This is a genomic window from Paractinoplanes toevensis (genome assembly GCF_018332695.1).
Taxonomy (GTDB): domain Bacteria; phylum Actinomycetota; class Actinomycetes; order Mycobacteriales; family Micromonosporaceae; genus Actinoplanes; species Actinoplanes toevensis.
This window is the reverse complement of sequence record NZ_BOQN01000124.1, coordinates 37,260-56,981: the sequence shown is the minus strand read 5'-3', so window position 1 is coordinate 56,981 and position 19,722 is coordinate 37,260. Positions and strand designations below refer to the sequence as shown.

Here is a 19,722-nt window from a genome sequence, read left to right as displayed (position 1 = left end):
GCGGCAATGACGGCGTCGCTCACCCGGCGTTACGCTCGCGGGATGGAGACGGCGGGGCTGGTGCTGGCGGCCGGGTCCGGAAGCCGTTACGGAAGGCCGAAGGCTCTCGTCCCGTACGCCGGAAGCCTGCTGGTGGAACGCGGGGCCGACACCCTGCGCTCGGCCGGTGTCGCACTCAGCGTGGTGGTGTTGGGCGCCTCGGCGCCCGAGGTTCAGCCGTTCACCGGTGGGTACTCGCAGGTCGTGATCAACCCCGACTGGGCGAGCGGGCTCGGTTCCTCGCTGCGCGCCGGGCTGCGCGCCGTGTCCGGCACGCCGGCCACGGCAGTGGTGGTCCTTCTGGTCGACATGCCCGAGGTCACCCCTTCGGCCGTACGGCGAGTGAGCGCGCACGCCGCCGCCGACGCCCTCGTGATGGGTGCCTACCAGGGGCGGCGTGGTCATCCGGTGCTGCTCGGCCGGGAGCATTGGGACGGCGTGATTGCGGCGGCGGGCGGGGACCGCGGCGCCCGGGACTACCTGCGGACGCACGCCGAGGCAGTGCGGGTGGTCGAGGTCGGGGACGTGGCCGGCGACCTGGATCTGGACGTGCCGGAGCTCAACCCCTATGCGTGACGTGCTGCCGGCGTTGCTGCCGTGGTGGCGCTCCGGGGCCGCGGCCGGGCTCGCCACCGTCACCGCCGCTTGGTCGAGCGCGCCCCGGCCGGTCGGCGCCGCGATGGCGGTCGGGCCGGACGGCTCGGTCGTCGGCAGCGTGTCCGGCGGGTGCGTGGAAGCGGCCGTGCACGACCTGTGCGTGTCCGTGGCGTCGTCCGGGATGCCGCGGACGGCACGGTTCGGGGTGAGCGACGACGAGGCGTTCGGGATCGGGCTGACCTGCGGCGGGACGATCTCGGTACTGGTCGAGCGGGTGTGCCCGGCGTCGTTCCCGGAGTTGCCGGCGCTCGCCTCGGCGGTGCTCGCGGGCCGGCCGGCGACCCTGGTGACCCGGCTCGACGACGCCCGGCATCTGGTGCTGACCGACGACGGCCCGGCCGGAACGCTCGGCGACCCGTCGCTCGACGCCTCCGTCTCCGACCTCTCGGGCCTGCGCCGGGTCGGCGAGGTCGACGTGTTCGCCGCGTCGTTCCGGCCGCCGGCCCGGATGATCGTGTTCGGGGCCACCGACCATGCGGCGGCCACCGCCCGGATCGGCTCGTTCCTCGGCTATCACGTCACGGTCTGCGACGCCCGGCCGATCTTCGCCACCGCCGCCCGGTTCCCGGCCGCCGACACGGTGGTGGTCGACTGGCCGCACCGCTACCTGGCCCGGGAGGCGGCGGCCGGGCGGATCGACGACCGCACGGTGCTGTGCGTACTCACCCACGATCCGAAGTTCGACGTGCCGGTGCTCGAGGTCGCGGTGCGCCTCGACGTCGCGTACACCGGCGTCATGGGCTCTCGCCGCACCCACCGGGACCGCCTCGCCCGGCTCGCCGACGCCGGCGTCGCGGAGGTTGATCTTCGGCGGCTCTCGTCGCCGCTCGGCTTGGACCTCGGCGGCCGCACGCCGGAGGAGACCGCGGTGAGCATCGCCGCCGAGATCGTGGCGCTGCGGCACGGCGGCAGCGGGTCACGGCTGAGCGAGACCGACGGCCCGATCCACCCGGCCCGCCCGCGCGACTAACTCATCCGCATGTTCGCGGCGGCGACGTCGAGCAGGCGCTCGCTCTGGATCTGGTCCACCACACCCGCCGACATCTGCCGCCCCCAGCTGTCGCAGGCGTGCTCGCGAAGGACGGTCTGCGGGTCGACGCGCAGCCGGTCGGCGATCTGCGCGATCCGGTCCCGCATCTCCCGCTCCACGCTCTGCCGATCGATGACGATGCCGTGCTGGTACAAGTTCGCCGTGAACTCGTCCACCAACCGAGCGAGTGTTGTTCCTGTTGGCACCGATAGTCTCCTCGGATCGTCGTTGATGACGACAGTGTGCGTGTTCATGATCTAGAGCTGGCGGCGGCGCGACCACCAAGATCGGTGGTTTCCGCCGCACGGGGTCGGCCGTCCGACTAACTCACCGCTGCCCGAATGGTCACGGCACGCCTTTCACCTTCCCTCTCGGCAGGCTGCGATGAATCAGCCCTGGCGGGTGGGCCGGATGGTCAGATCGCCGATCTCGACGTCGTCCGGCTGGTCGATCGCGAAGGCGATCGCCCGGGCCACCGCGATCGGCTCGATGCCGAGGCCGGCCATGCTCTCCCGCATCTGCTCGCGGGTGGCCGGGTCGTCGACGGCGTTGTCGATGAGCTCGGTGCGCACGTACCCCGGGGAGATCGACGTGGTGCGCAGGACACCGTCGGTGCTCTCCTGCCGCAGGGCCTCCAGGAAGGTGCGGACCGCGTTCTTCGTCCCGGCGTACACCGCCTGGGTCGGGACGATCTTCAGACCCGAGGTCGACACGACGGTGACCAGGTGACCGCTGCCCTGCCGGCGGAAAACCGGCAGGGCGGCGGCGATCCCGTTCAGGACGCCATTGACGTTCACGTCGACCATGGCCGACCAGCCCGCGACGTCGAGGTCGGCCATCGGACCGATCCGGGTGACGCCGGCGTTGCCGACCAGGACGTCCAGCCGGCCGAACCGCTCGACGGCGGTGTCGACCAGCGATCGGAGATCGGCGGGATCGGTGACGTCGACGCGGGTGGCCACCGCGGTGCCGCCGCCGGCCGCGATCTCGGCGACCAGCCGATCCAACCGGTCGGTGCGCCGGGCGCCCACCACGACGTGCGCCCCGCGGGACGCGAGGTGCCGCGCCGTCTCCGCGCCGATGCCGCTGCTGGCGCCGGTGACGGCGACGACCTTGCCCGAGATGGTCATGAGGATCCTCCAGTAGAGTGGACACATGTCCGGTTACCTCGACGACAGTATCGGACACGTGTCCGCTTCCGCCAGGCCGCGCCGGTCCGACGCCCAGCTCAACCGGGAACGGATCCTGCAGGCGGCCCGCGAATTGGTCCGGGAGCCGGGCGAGCTGAAGCTCAACGCGGTGGCGAAGGCGTGCGGCATCGGGCAGGGGACGCTCTACCGGCACTTCCCGACCCGCGAGGATCTTCTGATCGAGGTCTACCGCCAGGAGGTCGACGAGCTGGTCGCCGCGGCCTCCCGGCTGCTGGCCGACCACCCGCCGCTGGACGCACTCGCGGCCTGGTTCGACCGGGTGGCCGCGTACGCCCGGATCAAACGCGATGTGTTCGCCGCCGTCGAGGCAGCCACCTGGCAGAACCTGGCCGCCCACAGCCTCGGCCCGATCGGCGGCGCGGTCGACCTGCTGCTGACCGCGGGCCGGGCAGCCGGCAGCATCCGGCCCGACGCCGAGGTCCGCGACGTCATCGTGCTGATCAGCTGGCTGTCCCGCCTGGCCGACGCCGAACTCGACGCCCGCGGCTCCCGGCTGTTGTCAATCCTGGTCGACGGCCTCCGGGCTCAGCCTTAGCCGCCGGGCGTGACGCCGTGTGATCGCATCTCGCCGGTCAGCGCGTCGAGCAAGGTGTCGTAGCGCGATCCGCGCAGCCAGGTCCCGCCGTCGCTGAGCACGCTCCCGAAGACTCCGCTCGCGCGCTGGACCGGGGTGCGCACCATTCGGCCGTCGATCAACACGATCCACAACCGTTCGCGGACCAAGACATCCGGCGCCGTCCGGAACCGACTGACCCGCGACCACGGGATGGTCCGGGTGCGCAGCAGCCACCGCACTCGAACCCCCGCGTCACCCACCAGCAGAGCTGTGCGGTGCAACCGCCACGCCAGCGTGAGCCACACACCGAGAAAACCACCTACGCCGGCAACCGGCAGCACCCTCCCGGACCGCCAGTGCGTGGCGATCATGGTGGCGACCACGAGGGCGAAAACGGTTCCGGCCACCGCGATGAATCCGGTGTAGACGCGGAAAGCATCCCGATAGGGCCGTCGCCAGGCGCACACGAGGTCATCGTCGCACGTAGCCGACAGAACGAGCGATGGCAGATCCATCTATGCGTCGAACAGGGGGTATTCCGTCGGATTCGGTTCGGCGAGGATGTCGATTCCGGCCGCCCGGACGTCGGCCTCGGTGATCGTCAGGTCAGCGCGATCACCCAGCATCGCGGCGACCAGAGCGTCGAGCATGTCGAGGTGTCCCTCACGGGCGTCTGTTAGGGCGGCGTTGATTCGTTCGCCGGCCCGGGTGACTCGTACGCCCCACTCGCCCGCCTCTTCGAGATTGCGATGGATGAGCCCAGCCTCCAGGAAGCCGGACCAAGGGGTACGCAGAGTCAGCAGCGAATCGGCCGTAGACCGGAACAGCATGAGAAGAGCGGGCTTCGGGTTGGCTCCCAGGTCCCCGTCAAGAATCACGCCGAAGAGGCGTTGAAGGCCGTCCAGAAGCGACAGATAGTGCGCTTTCAGTGCGCCGTTGAACGTCGGAGACTCTGCGTAGTAACCGCCGAAAGAACGTTGCTGAGCGCCCAGATAAGCATGGACCAGATCCCGCCTTTGATACATCAGTCCGTCCTCGGTGGTTGCACCGGCGGTTCGCTCTCGTAAGGTACCGAAGGACTGGTCGATAGAACGCACTGACGGGCTCACACCGCGCAGGTCCGACAACATGGTGGCGTTCGGCGGACCCGGCCGTACGGTGCGGATTGAGGTTTCGATGTGCCGGCAGCGATGCCGGCCGGCGCGGCCATCGCCGAATCGGCAAAGATCTGCCCGAACAATGCCCGGCAGCGTCCCCTGCGATGGTTGTGGGCCCAGCACGTGTGGCGATCCGCGCGGCGCGGATAGCCATCCGGCGCGTTCTACTCCTCGGTAGCGGGCTTTGCAGCGGCATGGCCGCCCAGCTGCCACATTTCGTAGTTTCCACATTCTGCCGTGATTTCGGAGGTCTCCCGAGCCGCGGTCAGGAAGTCGTCGATCAGCGGCGAGATGCGCGATTCCGCCACCGCGAGGCACACCTGGTCGGGTGCCAGATCCGGGATGGGCACATAGCTGACCTCGGGATGTGAGTAGAACACGGTCGCCGAACGGGCCAGGAACGAGATGCCCCGGCCGGCCGCGACGTGCTCGAGCGTTTCGTCCACGCCGCGTACCAGGTATCCGGCGTTGGGGTGCGGGCGCCGGGTCGGCTGCGTGCTCGGGTCGGCATGCCAGAGCACCGGCTCGCCGGCCAGGTCGGCCTCGGTGATCTGCTCCTTGCCGGCCAATCGGTGACCGGCGGGAAGGACTGCCACCCGCGGCTCGGTGTACAGCGGGGTGACGCGCAGGCCGGTCTCGTCGATGGGCAGCCGCACGTAGCCGACGTCGATACGGCCGTCGAGCAGCATCGTGGCCTGGTCGTCCGATTCGATCCGCTGCATGTCCACGATCACGTCCGGGTGCTGGGTGGCGAACTGCCCTATCGCCGGCGTGACCGTGATGCCCGCCCGGAAGCCGACCATCAGCCGCCGGCTGCCGCGCGCGGCCACGGTCACCCGGCGGCGGACCGCGTGCGCCGAGGCCAGCAGCGGGCCGGCGTCGGTCAGCAGCTGCCGGCCCGCGTCGGTCAGCGCCACGCCGTGGCTGTCCCTGATCAGCAGCGGGGTGCCGAGATCGTGTTCCAGCGCGCGGATCTGCCGGCTGAGCACCGGCTGCGCGATGTGCAGTTCATCGGCGGCGCGGCCGAAGTGCAGCTTGTCGGCGACGGCGACGAAGTAGCGCAACTTGCGCAGGTCCAGATCCATGGGGCCTCCCGGTCCGGCGATGCCTCGAGGGTATCGCGACCGCTGAAAGAGGTCTTGGACACCGACTCAGGCCACTGGCAAATTAATAGGTGCTGATGGGCCGCAGCGAATTCGGTACAAGAATTCGGCATCGAACACCAATGAGTACGTCATGAATTGAGACGGGGTCGCATGGCGTCCGTTTCAGCTCCAGAAAGCAGGCACACAATGAGCAGCATCAGCGTTATCGGCTTGGGGAACATGGCCGGTGCCCTTGCCGCCCGGGCGCTCGCCGGCGGCAACGCCGTCGAGGTCGTCGGTCGCGACGCGGCCAAGGCTGAGGCACTGGCCGCCGCGCTCGGCGGCGGCGCCACGGCCGGGACATTCGGCACCGCTCCGGCCGGCGACATCGTCATCCTCGCCGTGCCGCACGCCGGCGCCGTGCCGGTCGTCGCCCAGTACGGGAACGCGCTGGCCGGCAAGGTCATCATCGACGTCACCAACCCCGTCAACGCCGACGCGACCGGGCTGGTCACCCCGGACGGCACTTCCGCCGCGCAGGCGATCGCCAAGGCCGCCCCGGCGAGCGCGCCCGTCGTGAAGGCGTTCAACACCGTCTTCGGGCACGTCCTGGCCCTGGGCCGCCCTCTGGACGTGCTCTTCGCCGGCGACGACGCGCGGGCCAAGGCGAGCGTATCGGCGTTCATCGAGAGCCTCGGACTACGCCCGTTGGATGCCGGAGGCCTGGAGATGGCGCACTGGCTGGAAGGGACGGGCCTGTTGATGATCAGCCTGGCCCGGCACGGCGTGGGGGGCTTCAACTTCAGCCTCGGCGTCAACAATCTCGGCTGACCGCACCTGGGTCACTCACAAGGGACAACAGCATGCGCGTTTTCGTCACTGGCGGGACCGGCCACTCCGGTTCGTACATCATCGGAGAGCTCATCGCCGCCGGGCACGAGGTCACCGGTCTGGCCCGGTCGGACACGGCCGCGGCGGCGCTGTCCGCGTTCGGCGCGAAGGTACGTCGCGGCGACCTCGAGGACCTCGACGGGCTCAAGGAGGCGGCCGCCGACTCGGACGGCGTCATTCACCTCGCCCACCGGCAGGACCTGCTGTTCTCCGGGGGAATCGACGCCGTGGCCGCCGCGGAACACCCGATCATGCTCGCGTACGGCGAGGCACTGGCGGGAACCGGAAAGCCGTTGGTCGCGGCCGGGAGCATCGGCTCGTCCGGAAGCCTGGGCCGGCCGGCCACCGAGGAGGACCCGGCCCTTCCCACCGGCGATGAGCACAAGGGCACGCTGCACGCTCGCAACATCGTGGAAACCGCCGTGATCGACCTCGCCGAGCGGGGAGTGCGGTCTTCGGTCGTGCGGATCGCCAACATCGCGCACAGCACGACCGATCGCGCCGGCTTCCTCATGCAGCTGATCGCACTCGCGAAGGAGAAAGGTTTCGTCGGCTACCCCGGAGACGGCGCGAACCTGTGGAACGCCGTGCACGTCCGTGATGCCGCCGCCGTGCTCCGCTTGGCGCTGGAGAAGGGGCCGGCCGCCAGGTACTGGCACGCGGTCGGGGACGAAGGCATCCCGTTCCGCGAGATCGCCGAGGCCATCGGAAGCCGTCTGGGCCTGCCCGTCATGAGCATTCCCACGGACGTATTGATGGTGCCGGGCTACTTCGGGTTCCTGGCCAACCTGGTCACGCAGAGCTACCCGGCGTCCAACCTCATCACCCGCCGGACCCTCGGCTGGGAACCCACTCAGCCCGGCCTGCTCGCCGATCTGGACAACGGCCATTACTTCCCCGCCGGCTGACGGCACGAAGACGCGGCTCAGAAAGAGCCGGTCGGACCGCTCAGTGCGGCCCGGGCACCGCGTTCCAGAAGGCCGGATGGTTACTCAATCGGCTCGGGCCCAGAGGTCGTGGGGGTTCTTGCCCGGCCGGAAGCCGTACGCCTCGGCCATCTGGGCGGCCTCGCGGAAACCGTGACCGACGAGGTCGGGCAGGTGGGCGTCGCTGCCGAAGGTGATCGCGTCGCCGCCTTCGTCGTGCCACCAGGTGAGCACGGCAGGGTGCAGCGGCAGCCGGGTGTTGACCTCCAGTGCCCGGCCGGACTGCGCGGTCAGCCGCAGCGCGTGGCGGAACTCCTCCTCGAAGGCAGCGGGGTCGAACGGGCCGGCCGTCTCGGTCGGCCAGGAGCGGACCGGATAGTCGACGTGGGCCAGCACGGCGAACTGGTCGTTCGTCGACACCATCGTGGCCACGCCGGCGAGATATTCGCGTACCACGTCGTTGGGGTCCCGGTGTGGGTAGATGCCCCAGGGTTCGGCGAAGGTCGCTTGATCAGGCAGTGTGTGCAGGGAGCCGAGCAGTCGATCGAAGCGGCCCGCGGCCAGGACCTGAGCGATCTGATCGGCGTGGCGGTGCGGCTCCCCCAGCTCCAGACCGCTGAGGATGCGCAGCTGCGGAAACCGTTGCCGGCAGTGCTCGATCGTTTCCAGATATCCGGCGGCGTCGAAGGCGGGCGGCGTCAACAGCCCGTCGGCATCGGCGAGTGCGGTGAGATTGTCCATGACGTAGGGGCCGTCCAACGCGATCCGCCAGACGGTGTGGTCGAGGTGTTCGGTGAAAGCGATCGCCGGCAGGCCGAGCCGCAGGGCTCGGGCGCACGACCGTTCCATGTCACCGACCGGCGTGTCCCATGACCACTGGCTGTGCACATGACTATCGGCGGGCAATGGCATGACGACCTCCACGTCACCGGGCCGCAACGCTTCGGTGATCGACGCTACCGCCCACACCGGAACGAGGCGCTCGGCTATCGTGCTGATGATGTTCTGGCAGCTCACGATCGATGCGAACGACCCGGCCCGGCTGGCTCGGTTCTGGGGGCAGGTGCTGGGCTACCAGCCGGCGCCGCCGGAGTCGGACACCACCTGGTGGGCTCACTACCGCGGGCGGCTCGGCGGCCGCGATGCGTTCGACGACCGGATCTTCGACCCGGACGGGCGCAAGCCGCCGCTCTGGTTCCAGGAGGTGCCCGAGTCGAAAGCCGGGAAGAACCGGCTCCACCTCGACCTCTACCCGACCGCGCGGGACGACTCGCTGCCCTACGATCGGCGCGTCGAGATCGTCGATGCCAAGGTCGCCGAGCTGGTCGAGCTGGGCGCGAATGTGCGGCGCCGCGAGCGTGGCGACTCGTACTACTTCGTGGTCATGCACGATCCCGAGGGCAACGAGTTCTGCGTGTCCTGACGCACCGTTACCACCCGATCGACGACAGGCGACTCAGGTGCCTCGCGGGCCCGGCATCGCTACGGTTAGCGCGTGTCTGAGATCCCGTGGTGGGGGCTGCCCCTCGTCGCCGTGGTGTTTGCCCTGGCTGGGGCCGCAACGGCGCTGCTCGTGACGGCTCGTAACGAACAAGTGCGCAATCGGCGCAAGCGCACCCGGCGGTGGTATGAGGAGCGTAAGGACGCGTACGTCGCGCTGCTTGCCGTCTTCGAGCGCAACACCTACCGACTGCGTTCCGCCTACGACTCCGGTGACAAGCCCGCCTCGGGGCTGGCCTACGTCGACGAGGCCGCGCCGGCGCTGATGCGGGTGCGGCTGCTCGCCTCCGGGCCGGTGCGCAGCGCCGCCCTGGCCGTGCACGTTCTGCTGCAGAAGCTGCACGGAGAGATGAACCCGGCATCCGTGTCCGGCGTTCAGCCGCAGACCCACTTCCGCGAGCTGCTCACCCAGGTTCCCCTGGTCATCCAGCAGTTCGAGGAGGCCGTACGGGTCGAGCTGCGGATCGACATCGAAGCACCGGCCGGGTCGGAACTGTCCGATGGAGATGTCCGGGGTCGCGCCCGGCAACTGCTGCGACGCTGACCACTGGGTTGGGCACTGGTTGGGCCGGTCGATATCGGGCAGGATCTAAGTCGTGACCAACGACAAGCTCGACGATGTGACGGCCGCGGTGGTGCGCAGCGGGATCGTGGCGATCCTGCGCGCGCCGACCTCCGATGGGTTCGCCGCCGTGGCCGAGGTGCTGGTCGGCTCCGGCATCACCGCCCTGGAGGTCACGCTGACCTCCAGGGGCGCGATCGAGGCCCTGGCCGGCCTGCGCCGTCAGCTGCCGGCCTCGGTGGCGGTCGGCGCGGGCACGGTGCTGACCTCCGACGATGCGAAGGCCGCGGTCGACGCGGGGGCCGAGTTCCTGGTGGCGCCCAACCTCGACGTGGCGCTGCTGCAGTCGTCGCTGGTCCCGTTCTACCCGGGCACGGCCACGCCGACCGAGATGTTCGCGGCCTATCAGGCGGGCGCCCCGCTGGTAAAGGTGTTCCCGGCGTCCAACCTGGGGCCTGATTTCCTGCGTAACGTGCGTGGGCCGCTGCCGCAGATCAAGGTGATGCCCACCGGCGGCATCAAGATCGAGGACATCGCCGACTGGCTGTTCGCCGGGGCCAAGGCGGTCGGGCTGGGCGGTCCGCTGATCGGCGACGCCGCCACCGGCGGCAGCCTGCCCGCTCTCGCCGCGCGGGCCCGGCACGCGGTCAGCGCGGTCGCGTTCGCCCGGTCATGACCGGGGGACTTTTCACCTTCGGTGAAACGATGGGGCTGGTCGCGGCGGACAGCATCGGCCCTCTGCCGTACGCGAAGGGCTTCTCGTTCGGCATCGGCGGTGCCGAGAGCAACGTCGCCATCGGCGTGGCCCGGCTCGGCGGTGAGTCCTGCTGGCTCGGCCGGGTCGGCCCGGATGCGACCGGCGCGCTGATCAAGGCCCGTCTCGAGGCGGCCGGGGTGCGCACGATTGCCCTGGCCGACGACGCGTTCACCGGTCTGATGGTGCGGCACCGCCGGTCCGGCGAGTTCGCGCACGTCGATTACCACCGGGCCGGCAGTGCGGGCTCCCGGCTCACGCCCGCCGACATTCCCGCGGCGGAGCTGCGCGAAGCCGGCATCTTGCACATCACCGGCATCACCCCGGCGCTCAGCGAGTCCTGCCGGGCCGCGGTGTTCCAGGCGGTCGAGACGGCCCTCGCGGCGGGCGTGCCGGTGTCGATCGACCTCAACTACCGGGCCAAACTGTGGTCCCGATTCGACGCCGCGCCGGTGCTGCGCGACCTGACCGGCCTGGCCGACATCGTCTTCGCCAGCCCCGACGAGGCGGCCCTGTTCGTCGACGCCGACGACCTGCTCGGTGGCCTGGCCAAACTCGGTCCGGCCGAGGTGATCCTCAAGGACGGCGGCCACGGCTGCGTGGCGCAGATCAACGGCGAGCGGCACACCGTTCCGGCCCTGCCGGTGACCGTGGTCGACCCGGTCGGCGCGGGTGACGCCTTCGTGGCGGGCTACCTCGCCGATCGGCTGGCCGGCGCCACCCCCGGTCAATGCCTGTCCACCGCGATCGCCACCGGCGCGTTCGCGGTCACCGTCCCCGGCGACTGCGAGGGCGCCCCCGACCGCTCCGAGCTGCTGGCCCTGACCGGCGGCGACCTGCGGCGATAGATCGAGCCGCGCGGAGACCGGTCAGCCGGGGTTTCGGGGCGATGTTCCTGGCCAACCCGGACCTGCCGGCCTGACTCGCGGCCGGCGGCCCGTTCAACACCGCCGATGTGGCCACCGCCTTCCGCGGCGGCCACATCGGATACACCAACTATCCGACCCTTCAGGTGCCGGCGGCGCAGCTGGTACCGCGCGGGGGCACGGTCAGCGAGATGAGGTACGCGTCGGTCACGGCGCGGATGCACTGGCTGAGCGAGTACGAGCCGTGGCCGTCGCCCTCGTACGTCACCAGCACGCCGTGCCGGCCCAGCTGGCGTTCCACGTTGCGGGCCCAGTTCCAGCCGGTGGCCGAGTCGTGCCGCGAGTTGAGCAACAGCAACGGGGTCGCGGTGCGGACGTGCAGGTCGTGCTGCGGGTAGACGACGTTCTCCCAGCCCAGGCAGGAGGTCACCGCGAACACCTGCACCGGGAAGTGGGTGTGCGGAGCCACCCGCGCGGCCCGGCGCAGCAGCCCGGCGTACTCGCGGTAGTCGCGGACCGGCAGCGACCAGTCGGCGCAGAACGCGGGCAGCACCACCGGCAGGCTGCCGAGCCGAGCGCCGGGGGCGCCACCGTCGACCGCCGCGAGATAGTCGGCCAGCTTGTCGTAGTCGGCGTCCTTGGTGCGCTTGTAGGTGATCGCGACCAGATCGAACGGGGTGAAGTCGGGACGGCCGGCGACCGCCGAGTCGTACAGCCGGTTCCACACCGCGACCACGTCATGGCCGTGCAGCGCGCACGACTCGGTGCGGGCACACCAGGCCACGAACGCGTCGAACGCGTCCTCGGAGGCCCAGGTCTGCGCGGTCAGGAACTCGGCGGTGGACCGGCTGCTGTGGTCGTCGACGCTCTCCAGCACGATGGCCCGGACCCGCTGGGGAAAGCGTTCCGCGTACGCCTCGCCCAGCAGCGTGCCGTAGGAACTGCCCTGGAAGGTCAACTGACGTTCGCCCAGGGCGGCCCGCAGCGCGTCGAGGTCGCGGACGTTGCTGGTCATGTCGGCGTGGTTCCACAGGTCGCCGGTGCGCCGCTCGCACTCGGCCCACAGAGCGCGGTTGTAGGCGAGCATGTCATCGAAGTCCTGCTGGTCGGCGAGCACCGGGTAGGGGGCGGCGGCGACCTGCTCCGGGTCGCAGCTGACGGCGTGGCTGCCGTTCGAGCCGCGCGGGTCGAAGCTGACGATGTCGAACCGGTCCAACAGGGTGTCACTGAACCGGTCGTAACCGTCGGTGACTCGGGAGACGCCCGGATCCCACGGCCCGCCCGGCCCGAAGATCAGCGTGCCGACCTTGTGCGCCTGGTCGAGGGCGGGCCGCCGTCCCACGGCGATGTCGATCTTCTCGCCGCCCGGATGCGTCCAGTCGACGGGAACGGTGAGGTAGGCGCACTGGGCGTCGTCGGCCTTGCCGCAGGTGTACCAGTCGAGGCCGGCCGCCGGTGGCGCGGCGGGCACCGGCAACGCGGCGACCATCAGCAGCGAGAGCAGTGAATTCATGACGTCGAGCCTGGTCGATGTGGACTCGGTGGTTAATCGGGAAACGCCCGGATCGAACCCTGAGAATCGGGCCCGCCCGGAACCCGGGCAAAGTGGGTGACCAACGACGGCGCCACGCTGATAACCACGGGACTTCGCCATGCCCGTATTGAAAGAATGGGTGACCGGATCGTTCCGCTGATGGGCCGGATGGTGTCTGTCGGGCCGCCGGGCCGGCGGCGAAGGATGGACTCATGACAAACGCTCTGATCGTGATTGATGTACAGGAGTCCTTCCGGGCCCGGCCGTTGTGGAAGGCGCTCGACAACCCGGCTCTGATCGGCAACATTCAGCGTCTCGTAGACGCGGCGCGGGCCAACGGGGAATTGGTGGTGTGGGTGCTGCATGCGGAACCGGGCAGCGGCGGGCTCTTCGATCCGGCGAACGGCCACGTGCGGATCGTGGACGACCTGAAGCCCGCCGACGGTGAGCCGATCATCACGAAGACCTCGCACAACGCCTTCTCCACGACGAATCTCGGGCAGACCCTGACCGCGGCCGGCGTGGGCTCGGTGACGGTCACCGGGCTGAACACCGAGCAGTGCGTCGAGACCACCGCCCGGGTCGCCTCCGATTACGGGTACGAGGTGACGTTCGTCATCGACGCCACCGGAACGTTCCCCATCCCGCACTGGGAAGCCCCCGCCGATCGGTCGGTCGAGGAGTTGCTGGCCGATCCGCGTACGCTTTCCCCGGCGGATATCAAGGCCCGCACCGCCTACGTTCTGGCCGGGCGATTCGCCACCGTCCGCACTACGGACGACTATCTGGGAGGGTGACCGGATCGTGAGCCGGGTGGTGTTCGTGCTGACTCCGCAGGTGCATCTGCTCGACCTGGCCGGGCCGGCCCAGGTGTTCGGCACCGCCGACGGCTACGAGATGGCGTACGTCGCGGAGGCCACGCCCGTGCCCACCTGGCAGGGCGTGTCCCTGCACGCCGAGCGTGACTGGCCGCGGTTGACCCCCGATGACCTGCTGGTGGTGCCCGGCTGGCGCAGCGGTTACGGAGCGTTCACCCCCGACACCCTCCAGCGGCTGGCCGGCCACCACGCCGCGGGCGGCACGGTGGCCAGCGTCTGCGCCGGCGCCGACGCGCTGGGCCGGGCCGGGCTGCTCGACGGCCGCCGCTGCACCACCCACCACGACCTGCAGGACCGTCTGGCCCGGTCATTTCCGCGGGCCACCGTCGTGCGCGACGTGCTGTACGTCAGCGACGACCGCGTGGTGACCTCGGCCGGCATCGCCAGCGGCATCGACCTGGCCCTGCACCTGGTCGCACTGCGTCACGGCCCGGCCGCTGCGGCGCGTGTCGCCCGCGAGATGGTGGTCTACGCGCGGCGTAACGGCGACGAGCAGCAGGCCAGCGCCATGCTGCGGCACCGCGCCCACCTGTCCGATGTGGTGCACCGGGTCCAGGACCGCATCGACGCCGAGTTCGCGGCGCCGCTGCCGCTGACCGACCTGGCCACCGAGGCGGGCGTCAGCGAACGCACGCTGACCAGGCTGTTCACCGCCGCGACGGGCCGCACTCCGCTGCGCTACCAGCAGGTCCTGCGAGTGGAACGCGCCGAATACCTGATCGGCCACGGCACCACGGTCGAGGCCGCGGCCCGGGCCGTCGGCTTCACCGACGCCCGCATGCTCCGCCGGCTCCGCGCCCGGCCGTAGGCTGTCGGCGTGCTGCGCGCTCGACGAGATCTTCGCGGGATACCTGGCCGCGTACGAATCGTCCTGGCGCGCGTTTCCCGACGTCGACGCCGCGCTGGCCGCCATCTCCGCCGCCGGTCTGACGGTGGCCGTGCTCACCAACGGCTCTCGCGAGCAGCAGCACCAGAAGCTGACCCGCACCGGTCTGGCCGGTCGGGTCGGCCCGATGTTCACGGTCGAGGACGTCGGCGCCGCCAAGCCCGACCAGGCCGCGTTCCTGGCCGCCTGCGCCCGCCTGGACCTGCCGCCTTCGTCGGTGCTCTCGGTCGGTGACCGCCACGACCTGGACGTGCTGCCGGCCCGCGCCGCCGGCCTGCGCGCCGTCCATCTGGACCGCCGGGACGAGGGCCCGCACGACGAGCCGCACCGCATCCGCAGCCTCGCCGACCTCCGCCTCTGATCGCCGGCGCGGCCGGCCTCAGCCCTTGATCGCGCGGGCGAGCCACTCCGTCATGAGGGCCTTTTCCGCGGCGCTGAGCGCGGGCAGCTGATCGATGTTGGCGGCGAGAGCGACGGCGATGGTGCGGGCGTCGTTCGCGGCGACGGCCGGGCCGTCGGTGAGGACCGCGGCCGTGATCGCGTCGAACATCGCCTCGCCGAGGGCCGGGTCGCCGCCGGTCAGCATGGCCAGGACCGCGCCCCGGCCGGCCGCCTGGATCATGTCGACCGCGCGCTGTTCGCCGACCCGCAGCAGGCCGGCCGCGGCCAGCCGGTGCACCCGGCGCCGCAGGATCTCGTCACCGGCCGCGACGGCCGGTGAGTGGCGCCGGTGCGGATCGCTGATCAGCTGGAACAGGTCGGGATTGGCCAGCCCGAACGCGATGTGACCGCGCCAGCCGGCCCGCAGGTCGGTCAGCGGATCCTCGTCGGCGTCGATCGCCTTCTCCCCGACGTACGCCGCCATCGCGTGCTCGGCGAGCGCGTCGAGCAGGCCGTCCTTGTCGCCGAAGAGCCGGTAGATGGTCGGCGGCTGCACCCCGGCGGCCTGCGAGACCGCCCGGGTGGTGACCGCCCGGGCCCCTTCCTCGCGCAGCAACCGGCTCGCCGCCTCGATGATCGCGGCCCGCACCTCGTCCATGTAACGACGATAACAGATCTTGCGTAACGCCGGAAAATCAGTGCTAACGTTTCGCTGTTACCAACGATAAGGAGATGTCATGATCGTCGTTACCGGTGCCACCGGCAAGCTCGGCTCGCAGATCCTCGACCTGCTCCTGACCCAGGTCCCGGCCATCGAGCTGGGGGTGAGCGTCCGCGATCCCGGCGCGGCGGCGCACCTGGCCGCCCGGGGCGTGCGGGTCCGCGCGGGCGACTTCACCGACCCGGCGTCGCTCGCGTCGGCATTCGAGGGCGCCGACCAGGTCCTGCTCATCTCGGCGTCGATCCGCGGCACCGACGCCGCCGTGGCCGCGAACCGCGCCGCCATCGACGCGGCCCGCGCCGCCGGCGCCCGGCGGATCCTCTACACCGGTCACCAGGCCGCCGCCCACGACTCGGCGTTCGCCCCGATGCTGGTGCACGCGGCGACCGAGGACCACCTGGCCGCGGCCGGCGTGCCGTTCACCGTCCTGCGCAACGGCTTCTACGTCACCACGCTCGACTTCTACGTTCCCCGCGCCCTGGAGACCGGGGTGCTCGCCCTGCCGGCCGACGGCCCGGTGTCCTGGACTGCTCACGCCGACCTGGCCGCGGCCGCCGTGGCCGCGCTGACCGCGCCCGACCTGTTCGACGGGGTGACGCCGCCGCTGACCGGTCCGGCGGCGGTCGACCTGGTCGAGGTGGCCAGCATCCTGAGCGACGTCACCGGCCGCACGATCACCCGGGTCGTGGTCGACGACGAGGAGTGGAAGGCCGCTGCGGGTGAGTTCGCCGACTTCACGCTCGGCATGTTCCGGGCGGCCCGCCGCGGCGAGTTCGCGGTGACCGACCCGGCCCTGGAGAAGGCCATCGGCCGCCCCGCCACCGACGTGCGGGACTTCTTGGCGGGTTTCCAGCATTCCGCGGCCAGTTAACGGTTTGCGGCTGCGAAGGTCGGGCTCAGAGTGGGCGCATGGCTGAAACCACCAACGTAGTGATCATCGGAGCCGGGGTTGCCGGGCTCACCCTCGGCAACCTCCTGCTCCGCAACGGCATCGGCTGCGTCGTCCTGGAGCGGCGCAGCCGGGAGTACGTCGAGCGGCGCCAGCGCGCCGGCACCATCGACAGTCGCGGGGTGCGCATGTTCCGCGAGTGGGGCCTCGAGGAGGTGCTGACCGGCGACACCGTCGCCGAGGTCGAGGGCGGCATCTGGATCGACGAGGAGGAGTTGCCGATCGAGTTCGACGGCGACGACAACAGCGACAGCGTCTTCTGCCCCCAGCAGGTCCTGGTCCGCAACCTCACGGACGCCTTCCTGCGCGACGGCGGCGACCTCCGCTTCGAGACCGAGGGCATCTCCCTGGACCCGGAACACGGCGTGGTGCGCTACGGCGGCACCACGATCACCGGCGATTACATCGCCGGCTGCGACGGCGACCGCGGCATCAGCCGCGCGTCCATCCCCGACGGCATTTTGACCCGCTATTCCCACGAGTACGGGTACGCATGGCTCAGTGCCCTCGCCGAGGTGCCGGCGCACTCCTCCGGCATGGCGATCCACTCCCGTGGTCTCGCCGGGCTCATCCCCCGCGGCGCGAAGAACAGCCGCATCTATCTCCAGTGCCCGCTCGACGCCACCGTCGAGGACTGGACGGACGAGCGCGTCTGGAACGAACTCGAAGCTCGCTTCGGCCGGCCGCTGACCGCCGGCCGCATCCTCGAGAAGCGGCTCGTGCCGCTGCGCAGCGTGGTCTACGAGCCGATGAGTTACGGCCGGCTCTACCTGCTCGGGGACGCGGCGCACATCGTTCCGCCGATGAGCGCCAAAGGCATCAACCTCGCCCTGAACGACGCCGACGTGTTCGCCCGCGCCCTGATCCACGACCCGAGCCAACTCGACGAATATTCGGAGACCTGCCTGCGGCACATCTGGAACTACCAGGCCTTCGCGGTCTGGATCACCGACGTCATGCACAACGCCGGCGACCCTTCCTACGAGGGAGAATTCCGCAAGCAGATCGCCCGGGCCGAACTGGCCCGCCAGTTCAACTCACCCGCGGCGAGCCGCCTCTTCGGCGAACTCACCGCCGGCGTGAACTAGGTTCAGCGCATCCACGGCGGCGGCACCCGGACGGCGGCCATGCCGGCCGCGGTCGCCGCCTGGATGCCCAGGTCGGTGTCCTCGAAGACCAGGCATTCGGCCGGCGGGACGTCCAGCAGAAGGGCCGCCAGAAGGTACGCCTCCGGGTCCGGCTTGGGCTTCGTGTAGTCACCGGCGCAGACCAGAACGGGAAAGCGGTCCAGCAGATCCAGCGCGGCGAGCGACGCCGTCACGGACGCGCGCGTGCTGCCCGAGACCACCGCGAACGGCACCCGGGCGTACGCCTCCTCGATGTGCGCAAGCACCCCCGGCACCGCACGCATGTCGCCCAGGCTCTCCTGAAAGAGCGTTTCGCGGCGCGAAGCGACCGCGGCCACCGGCATCGCCAGCCCCTGTCGAGCGTTCAGATCCTCGATGATCTCGACGACCGTCCGGCCGCCCCACGCATAGAAGAGGTCCTCGGGAAACTCACACCCCCACTCGGCGAGGGCCGCGGTCCAGGCACGGTAGTGCGCCGGCATCGAGTCGGTAATGGTGCCGTCGCAGTCGAACAGATAGGCCCGGAAGTCACCGTCGGGAAGGGGTAGCCGCACCCCACCATTCTCCCCGGCCGAGCTGTCCTCTGCCAACGAGCCCCGTCCGTTGCCATTCGAGCATGTGCCGAGCGAGGTTCCGGCCATCGAAGTTCTTCGCTGACGGCGGGCCGTGGTGCCACATGACACCTCAACACTACGTGGAGCAACAATCGACGGCGTAGCTTCGACCGGTCGGCAACGCCCAAGTGATAGTGGCAACGACCAAAGCGCCTCCGTAGAGAGGAATGACGGTTGACGCCACAACAATCCACGTTGCCGGCGAAACCCATTCCGACCGCGGAAGGCTGCCGATCGGTCCTAGAAAGACTAAGCTAAGAAAAGTAAAAGCAATGACCCCGCCAGCCGCTATAGCCACGCGATACCGATCTCTTACCACATTGGCGAGACGGAGAAGCCATGCGATGATGACCAGCGCAATTGTTATCAATGCCGACCATCCGACAGCCCCGCGCCAATGGCTTCGTCCAGGTACATCCAGCAAGAAACCTTGTGCAGCGGCAGCGAGCAGCTCAGAGACGATCAGAGCTATCGACAGCGCCGCAAGGATGGTGAACTTTCGGACGATCGGGTCGCGCCCGTACCGCGTCGGTAGCAACCAAGCAAGTGCAGCCAGCATGGCGGTCGAACCCACCGCAAGGAGCCCGCTCGAGAACATTCCCTCGGACCAGGCCCGTAGGCACGCCACCTCACCTGACGCAAGAGCTTCGGTATAGCTGCCCGCCGCGAGACAGACGAAGGCCGCCATAAACAACATCAGAGTGTGACCATGATGGCGGTTGAAACCTTCGGTCAGTACATAGACCATTCCGATAAAGACAAAACCGGCAAGCACCGCCGCAAACGCGGATGTAGGTCCCCCACCAGCGATCGGGTTCCAGTCTGCCGGCTGGGGCAGGTCGGAGCAGGAATCCATTGCGGCCCCCCTTCCCGGAGGTCCACCGGCACACAGTCGCGCCCAGGGAAGACTGAAATTTTAAAGTCCCGCGTCACCGTCCGGTCTGGACACCAAAGCTGACAAATGGTGTCTGCAACACCCCCGATCGGTCAGAAGCTTCTGAATGATCGTTCGGGGAGCCGCATCGATGAATCTTGCTCGACTGGAACAGAGTTGCACGCCCGAAGAGAATAGGAGCATAAGGTCCCGCGAGAAGCGCTGTACGCATATATCGGGGTCTTGCACTCTTCAGTTGATGGCGATTGATCTCGGCGATCAGCAGCGGCGTGACTTGACGTCTTGGTCGACCATCGTGCGGTGGTGCCAGGACCACGCCCTAAACAGCAGCGGGCTTGCGAACTCCCACCCGGCCCGACGCTCTGGGTGGCGCCTCGCAGCCGCGACCGGTGGAAGGTGGAGCGATCGCGGCCTGGAAGACCGCAGCCTGCAGCCTGCCCACACTCTCGAGGCGATTCGGTTCGGCGCGAGCCGGCCAGGTGGAGATGACGTGGACAGAGCAC

Annotated in this window: 24 protein-coding genes; 14 read left to right on the top strand and 10 right to left on the bottom strand. The window is 69.8% G+C overall.

The genetic code is table 11. The annotated features are described in order from the left end of the window. Positions 1-42 precede the first annotated feature (42 nt). Complete coding sequence (locus Ato02nite_RS42360) at positions 43-615, top strand: nucleotidyltransferase family protein (protein ID WP_213012361.1); 573 nt, start codon at positions 43-45, stop codon at positions 613-615. Next, positions 608-1,666, top strand: coding sequence for an XdhC family protein (locus tag Ato02nite_RS42355; RefSeq protein ID WP_213012360.1), 1,059 nt, complete (start codon positions 608-610; stop codon positions 1,664-1,666). Before Ato02nite_RS42360 ends, Ato02nite_RS42355 begins: the two co-directional genes overlap by 8 nt. Here the strand turns inward: Ato02nite_RS42355 and Ato02nite_RS42350 are convergent. Both Ato02nite_RS42350 and Ato02nite_RS42345 read right to left on the bottom strand, forming a co-directional pair. Continuing rightward, the gene (locus Ato02nite_RS42350; RefSeq protein ID WP_213012359.1) at positions 1,663-1,905 is read right to left on the bottom strand and encodes a hypothetical protein; all 243 of its coding nucleotides are present in this window, start codon (positions 1,903-1,905) and stop codon (positions 1,663-1,665) included. The genes Ato02nite_RS42355 and Ato02nite_RS42350 overlap by 4 nt on opposite strands. Before the next feature lie 210 nt (positions 1,906-2,115). Next, positions 2,116-2,856, bottom strand: a complete 741-nt coding sequence (locus Ato02nite_RS42345; RefSeq protein WP_213012358.1) for an SDR family oxidoreductase — start codon at positions 2,854-2,856, stop codon at positions 2,116-2,118. 25 nt (positions 2,857-2,881) lie between these two features. On the opposite strand from Ato02nite_RS42345, the gene Ato02nite_RS42340 reads away from it, so the two are divergent. Beyond that, positions 2,882-3,472, top strand: a complete 591-nt coding sequence (locus Ato02nite_RS42340; protein WP_213012357.1) for a TetR/AcrR family transcriptional regulator — start codon at positions 2,882-2,884, stop codon at positions 3,470-3,472. Here Ato02nite_RS42340 and Ato02nite_RS42335 read toward each other — a convergent pair. The 3 genes from Ato02nite_RS42335 to Ato02nite_RS42325 are packed head-to-tail and all read right to left on the bottom strand — an operon-like array spanning position 3,469 to position 5,735. Then, complete coding sequence (locus Ato02nite_RS42335; protein WP_246608043.1) at positions 3,469-3,960, bottom strand: hypothetical protein; 492 nt, start codon at positions 3,958-3,960, stop codon at positions 3,469-3,471. The genes Ato02nite_RS42340 and Ato02nite_RS42335 overlap by 4 nt on opposite strands. Positions 3,961-4,008: 48 nt before the next feature. Then, positions 4,009-4,773: a hypothetical protein gene (locus Ato02nite_RS42330; protein WP_213012355.1), complete on the bottom strand. Its 765-nt coding sequence runs from the start codon at positions 4,771-4,773 to the stop codon at positions 4,009-4,011. A 41-nt stretch (positions 4,774-4,814) separates the two neighbouring features. After that, a complete protein-coding gene (locus tag Ato02nite_RS42325; RefSeq protein WP_213012354.1) occupies positions 4,815-5,735 on the bottom strand; it encodes a LysR family transcriptional regulator in 921 nt (306 codons plus the stop codon). Between the two features lie 207 nt (positions 5,736-5,942). Between Ato02nite_RS42325 and Ato02nite_RS42320 the strand changes: the two genes are divergently transcribed. Next, positions 5,943-6,566: an NADPH-dependent F420 reductase gene (locus tag Ato02nite_RS42320; RefSeq protein WP_213012353.1), complete on the top strand. Its 624-nt coding sequence runs from the start codon at positions 5,943-5,945 to the stop codon at positions 6,564-6,566. A 32-nt stretch (positions 6,567-6,598) separates the two neighbouring features. Further along, on the top strand, positions 6,599-7,534 hold the full coding sequence (locus Ato02nite_RS42315; RefSeq protein ID WP_213012352.1) for an SDR family oxidoreductase: 936 nt from the start codon (positions 6,599-6,601) through the stop codon (positions 7,532-7,534). A gap of 84 nt (positions 7,535-7,618) precedes the next feature. Here the strand turns inward: Ato02nite_RS42315 and Ato02nite_RS42310 are convergent, their stop codons facing one another. Continuing rightward, a complete protein-coding gene (locus Ato02nite_RS42310; protein WP_213012351.1) occupies positions 7,619-8,464 on the bottom strand; it encodes a PHP domain-containing protein in 846 nt (281 codons plus the stop codon). Here Ato02nite_RS42310 and Ato02nite_RS42305 point away from each other — a divergent pair. The 4 genes from Ato02nite_RS42305 (at position 8,463) to Ato02nite_RS42290 (ending at position 11,216) form a co-directional block, all read left to right on the top strand. Beyond that, complete coding sequence (locus Ato02nite_RS42305; protein ID WP_246608042.1) at positions 8,463-8,975, top strand: VOC family protein; 513 nt, start codon at positions 8,463-8,465, stop codon at positions 8,973-8,975. The genes Ato02nite_RS42310 and Ato02nite_RS42305 overlap by 2 nt on opposite strands. A 72-nt stretch (positions 8,976-9,047) precedes the next feature. Then, entirely contained in the window at positions 9,048-9,596 is a 549-nt protein-coding gene (locus Ato02nite_RS42300; protein ID WP_213012350.1) for a hypothetical protein, read from the top strand. Positions 9,597-9,648: 52 nt separating this feature from the next. Further along, positions 9,649-10,290 carry a bifunctional 4-hydroxy-2-oxoglutarate aldolase/2-dehydro-3-deoxy-phosphogluconate aldolase gene (locus Ato02nite_RS42295; protein WP_213012349.1) on the top strand — a complete coding sequence of 214 codons (642 nt, stop codon included), beginning with the start codon at positions 9,649-9,651 and terminating at the stop codon, positions 10,288-10,290. After that, complete coding sequence (locus Ato02nite_RS42290; protein ID WP_213012348.1) at positions 10,287-11,216, top strand: sugar kinase; 930 nt, start codon at positions 10,287-10,289, stop codon at positions 11,214-11,216. Before Ato02nite_RS42295 ends, Ato02nite_RS42290 begins: the two co-directional genes overlap by 4 nt. Positions 11,217-11,376: 160 nt before the next feature. On the opposite strand, the gene Ato02nite_RS42285 is transcribed toward Ato02nite_RS42290, so the two are convergent. Then, positions 11,377-12,747, bottom strand: a complete 1,371-nt coding sequence (locus Ato02nite_RS42285) for an alpha/beta hydrolase (protein ID WP_213012347.1) — start codon at positions 12,745-12,747, stop codon at positions 11,377-11,379. A 233-nt stretch (positions 12,748-12,980) separates the two neighbouring features. Here Ato02nite_RS42285 and Ato02nite_RS42280 point away from each other — a divergent pair, with 233 nt between their 5' ends. From Ato02nite_RS42280 to Ato02nite_RS42270, 3 genes are read left to right on the top strand one after another with little or no spacing between them, the layout of a single operon-like run. Continuing rightward, a complete protein-coding gene (locus tag Ato02nite_RS42280; protein WP_213012346.1) occupies positions 12,981-13,565 on the top strand; it encodes a cysteine hydrolase family protein in 585 nt (194 codons plus the stop codon). A 7-nt stretch (positions 13,566-13,572) separates the two neighbouring features. Continuing rightward, a complete protein-coding gene (locus Ato02nite_RS42275) occupies positions 13,573-14,454 on the top strand; it encodes a GlxA family transcriptional regulator (protein WP_213012345.1) in 882 nt (293 codons plus the stop codon). Between the two features lies 1 nt (position 14,455). Next, on the top strand, positions 14,456-14,893 hold the full coding sequence (locus Ato02nite_RS42270; protein WP_213012378.1) for an HAD family hydrolase: 438 nt from the start codon (positions 14,456-14,458) through the stop codon (positions 14,891-14,893). A gap of 18 nt (positions 14,894-14,911) precedes the next feature. On the opposite strand, the gene Ato02nite_RS42265 is transcribed toward Ato02nite_RS42270, so the two are convergent. Beyond that, positions 14,912-15,571 (bottom strand): TetR/AcrR family transcriptional regulator, encoded by a 660-nt coding sequence (locus Ato02nite_RS42265; protein ID WP_213012344.1) that lies wholly within the window; start codon positions 15,569-15,571, stop codon positions 14,912-14,914. Positions 15,572-15,650: 79 nt separating this feature from the next. Here Ato02nite_RS42265 and Ato02nite_RS42260 point away from each other — a divergent pair, with 79 nt between their 5' ends. Together Ato02nite_RS42260 and Ato02nite_RS42255 are read left to right on the top strand one after the other, a co-directional pair. Next, positions 15,651-16,505, top strand: coding sequence for an NmrA family NAD(P)-binding protein (locus tag Ato02nite_RS42260; RefSeq protein ID WP_213012343.1), 855 nt, complete (start codon positions 15,651-15,653; stop codon positions 16,503-16,505). Between the two features lie 38 nt (positions 16,506-16,543). Further along, positions 16,544-17,671 (top strand): 4-hydroxybenzoate 3-monooxygenase, encoded by a 1,128-nt coding sequence (locus Ato02nite_RS42255; RefSeq protein WP_213012342.1) that lies wholly within the window; start codon positions 16,544-16,546, stop codon positions 17,669-17,671. Positions 17,672-17,673: 2 nt separating this feature from the next. On the opposite strand, the gene Ato02nite_RS42250 is transcribed toward Ato02nite_RS42255, so the two are convergent. Further along, the gene (locus Ato02nite_RS42250; RefSeq protein ID WP_213012341.1) at positions 17,674-18,264 is read right to left on the bottom strand and encodes an HAD family hydrolase; all 591 of its coding nucleotides are present in this window, start codon (positions 18,262-18,264) and stop codon (positions 17,674-17,676) included. 136 nt (positions 18,265-18,400) lie between these two features. After that, positions 18,401-19,180 (bottom strand): hypothetical protein, encoded by a 780-nt coding sequence (locus Ato02nite_RS42245; RefSeq protein ID WP_213012340.1) that lies wholly within the window; start codon positions 19,178-19,180, stop codon positions 18,401-18,403. Positions 19,181-19,722: the final 542 nt, after the last annotated feature.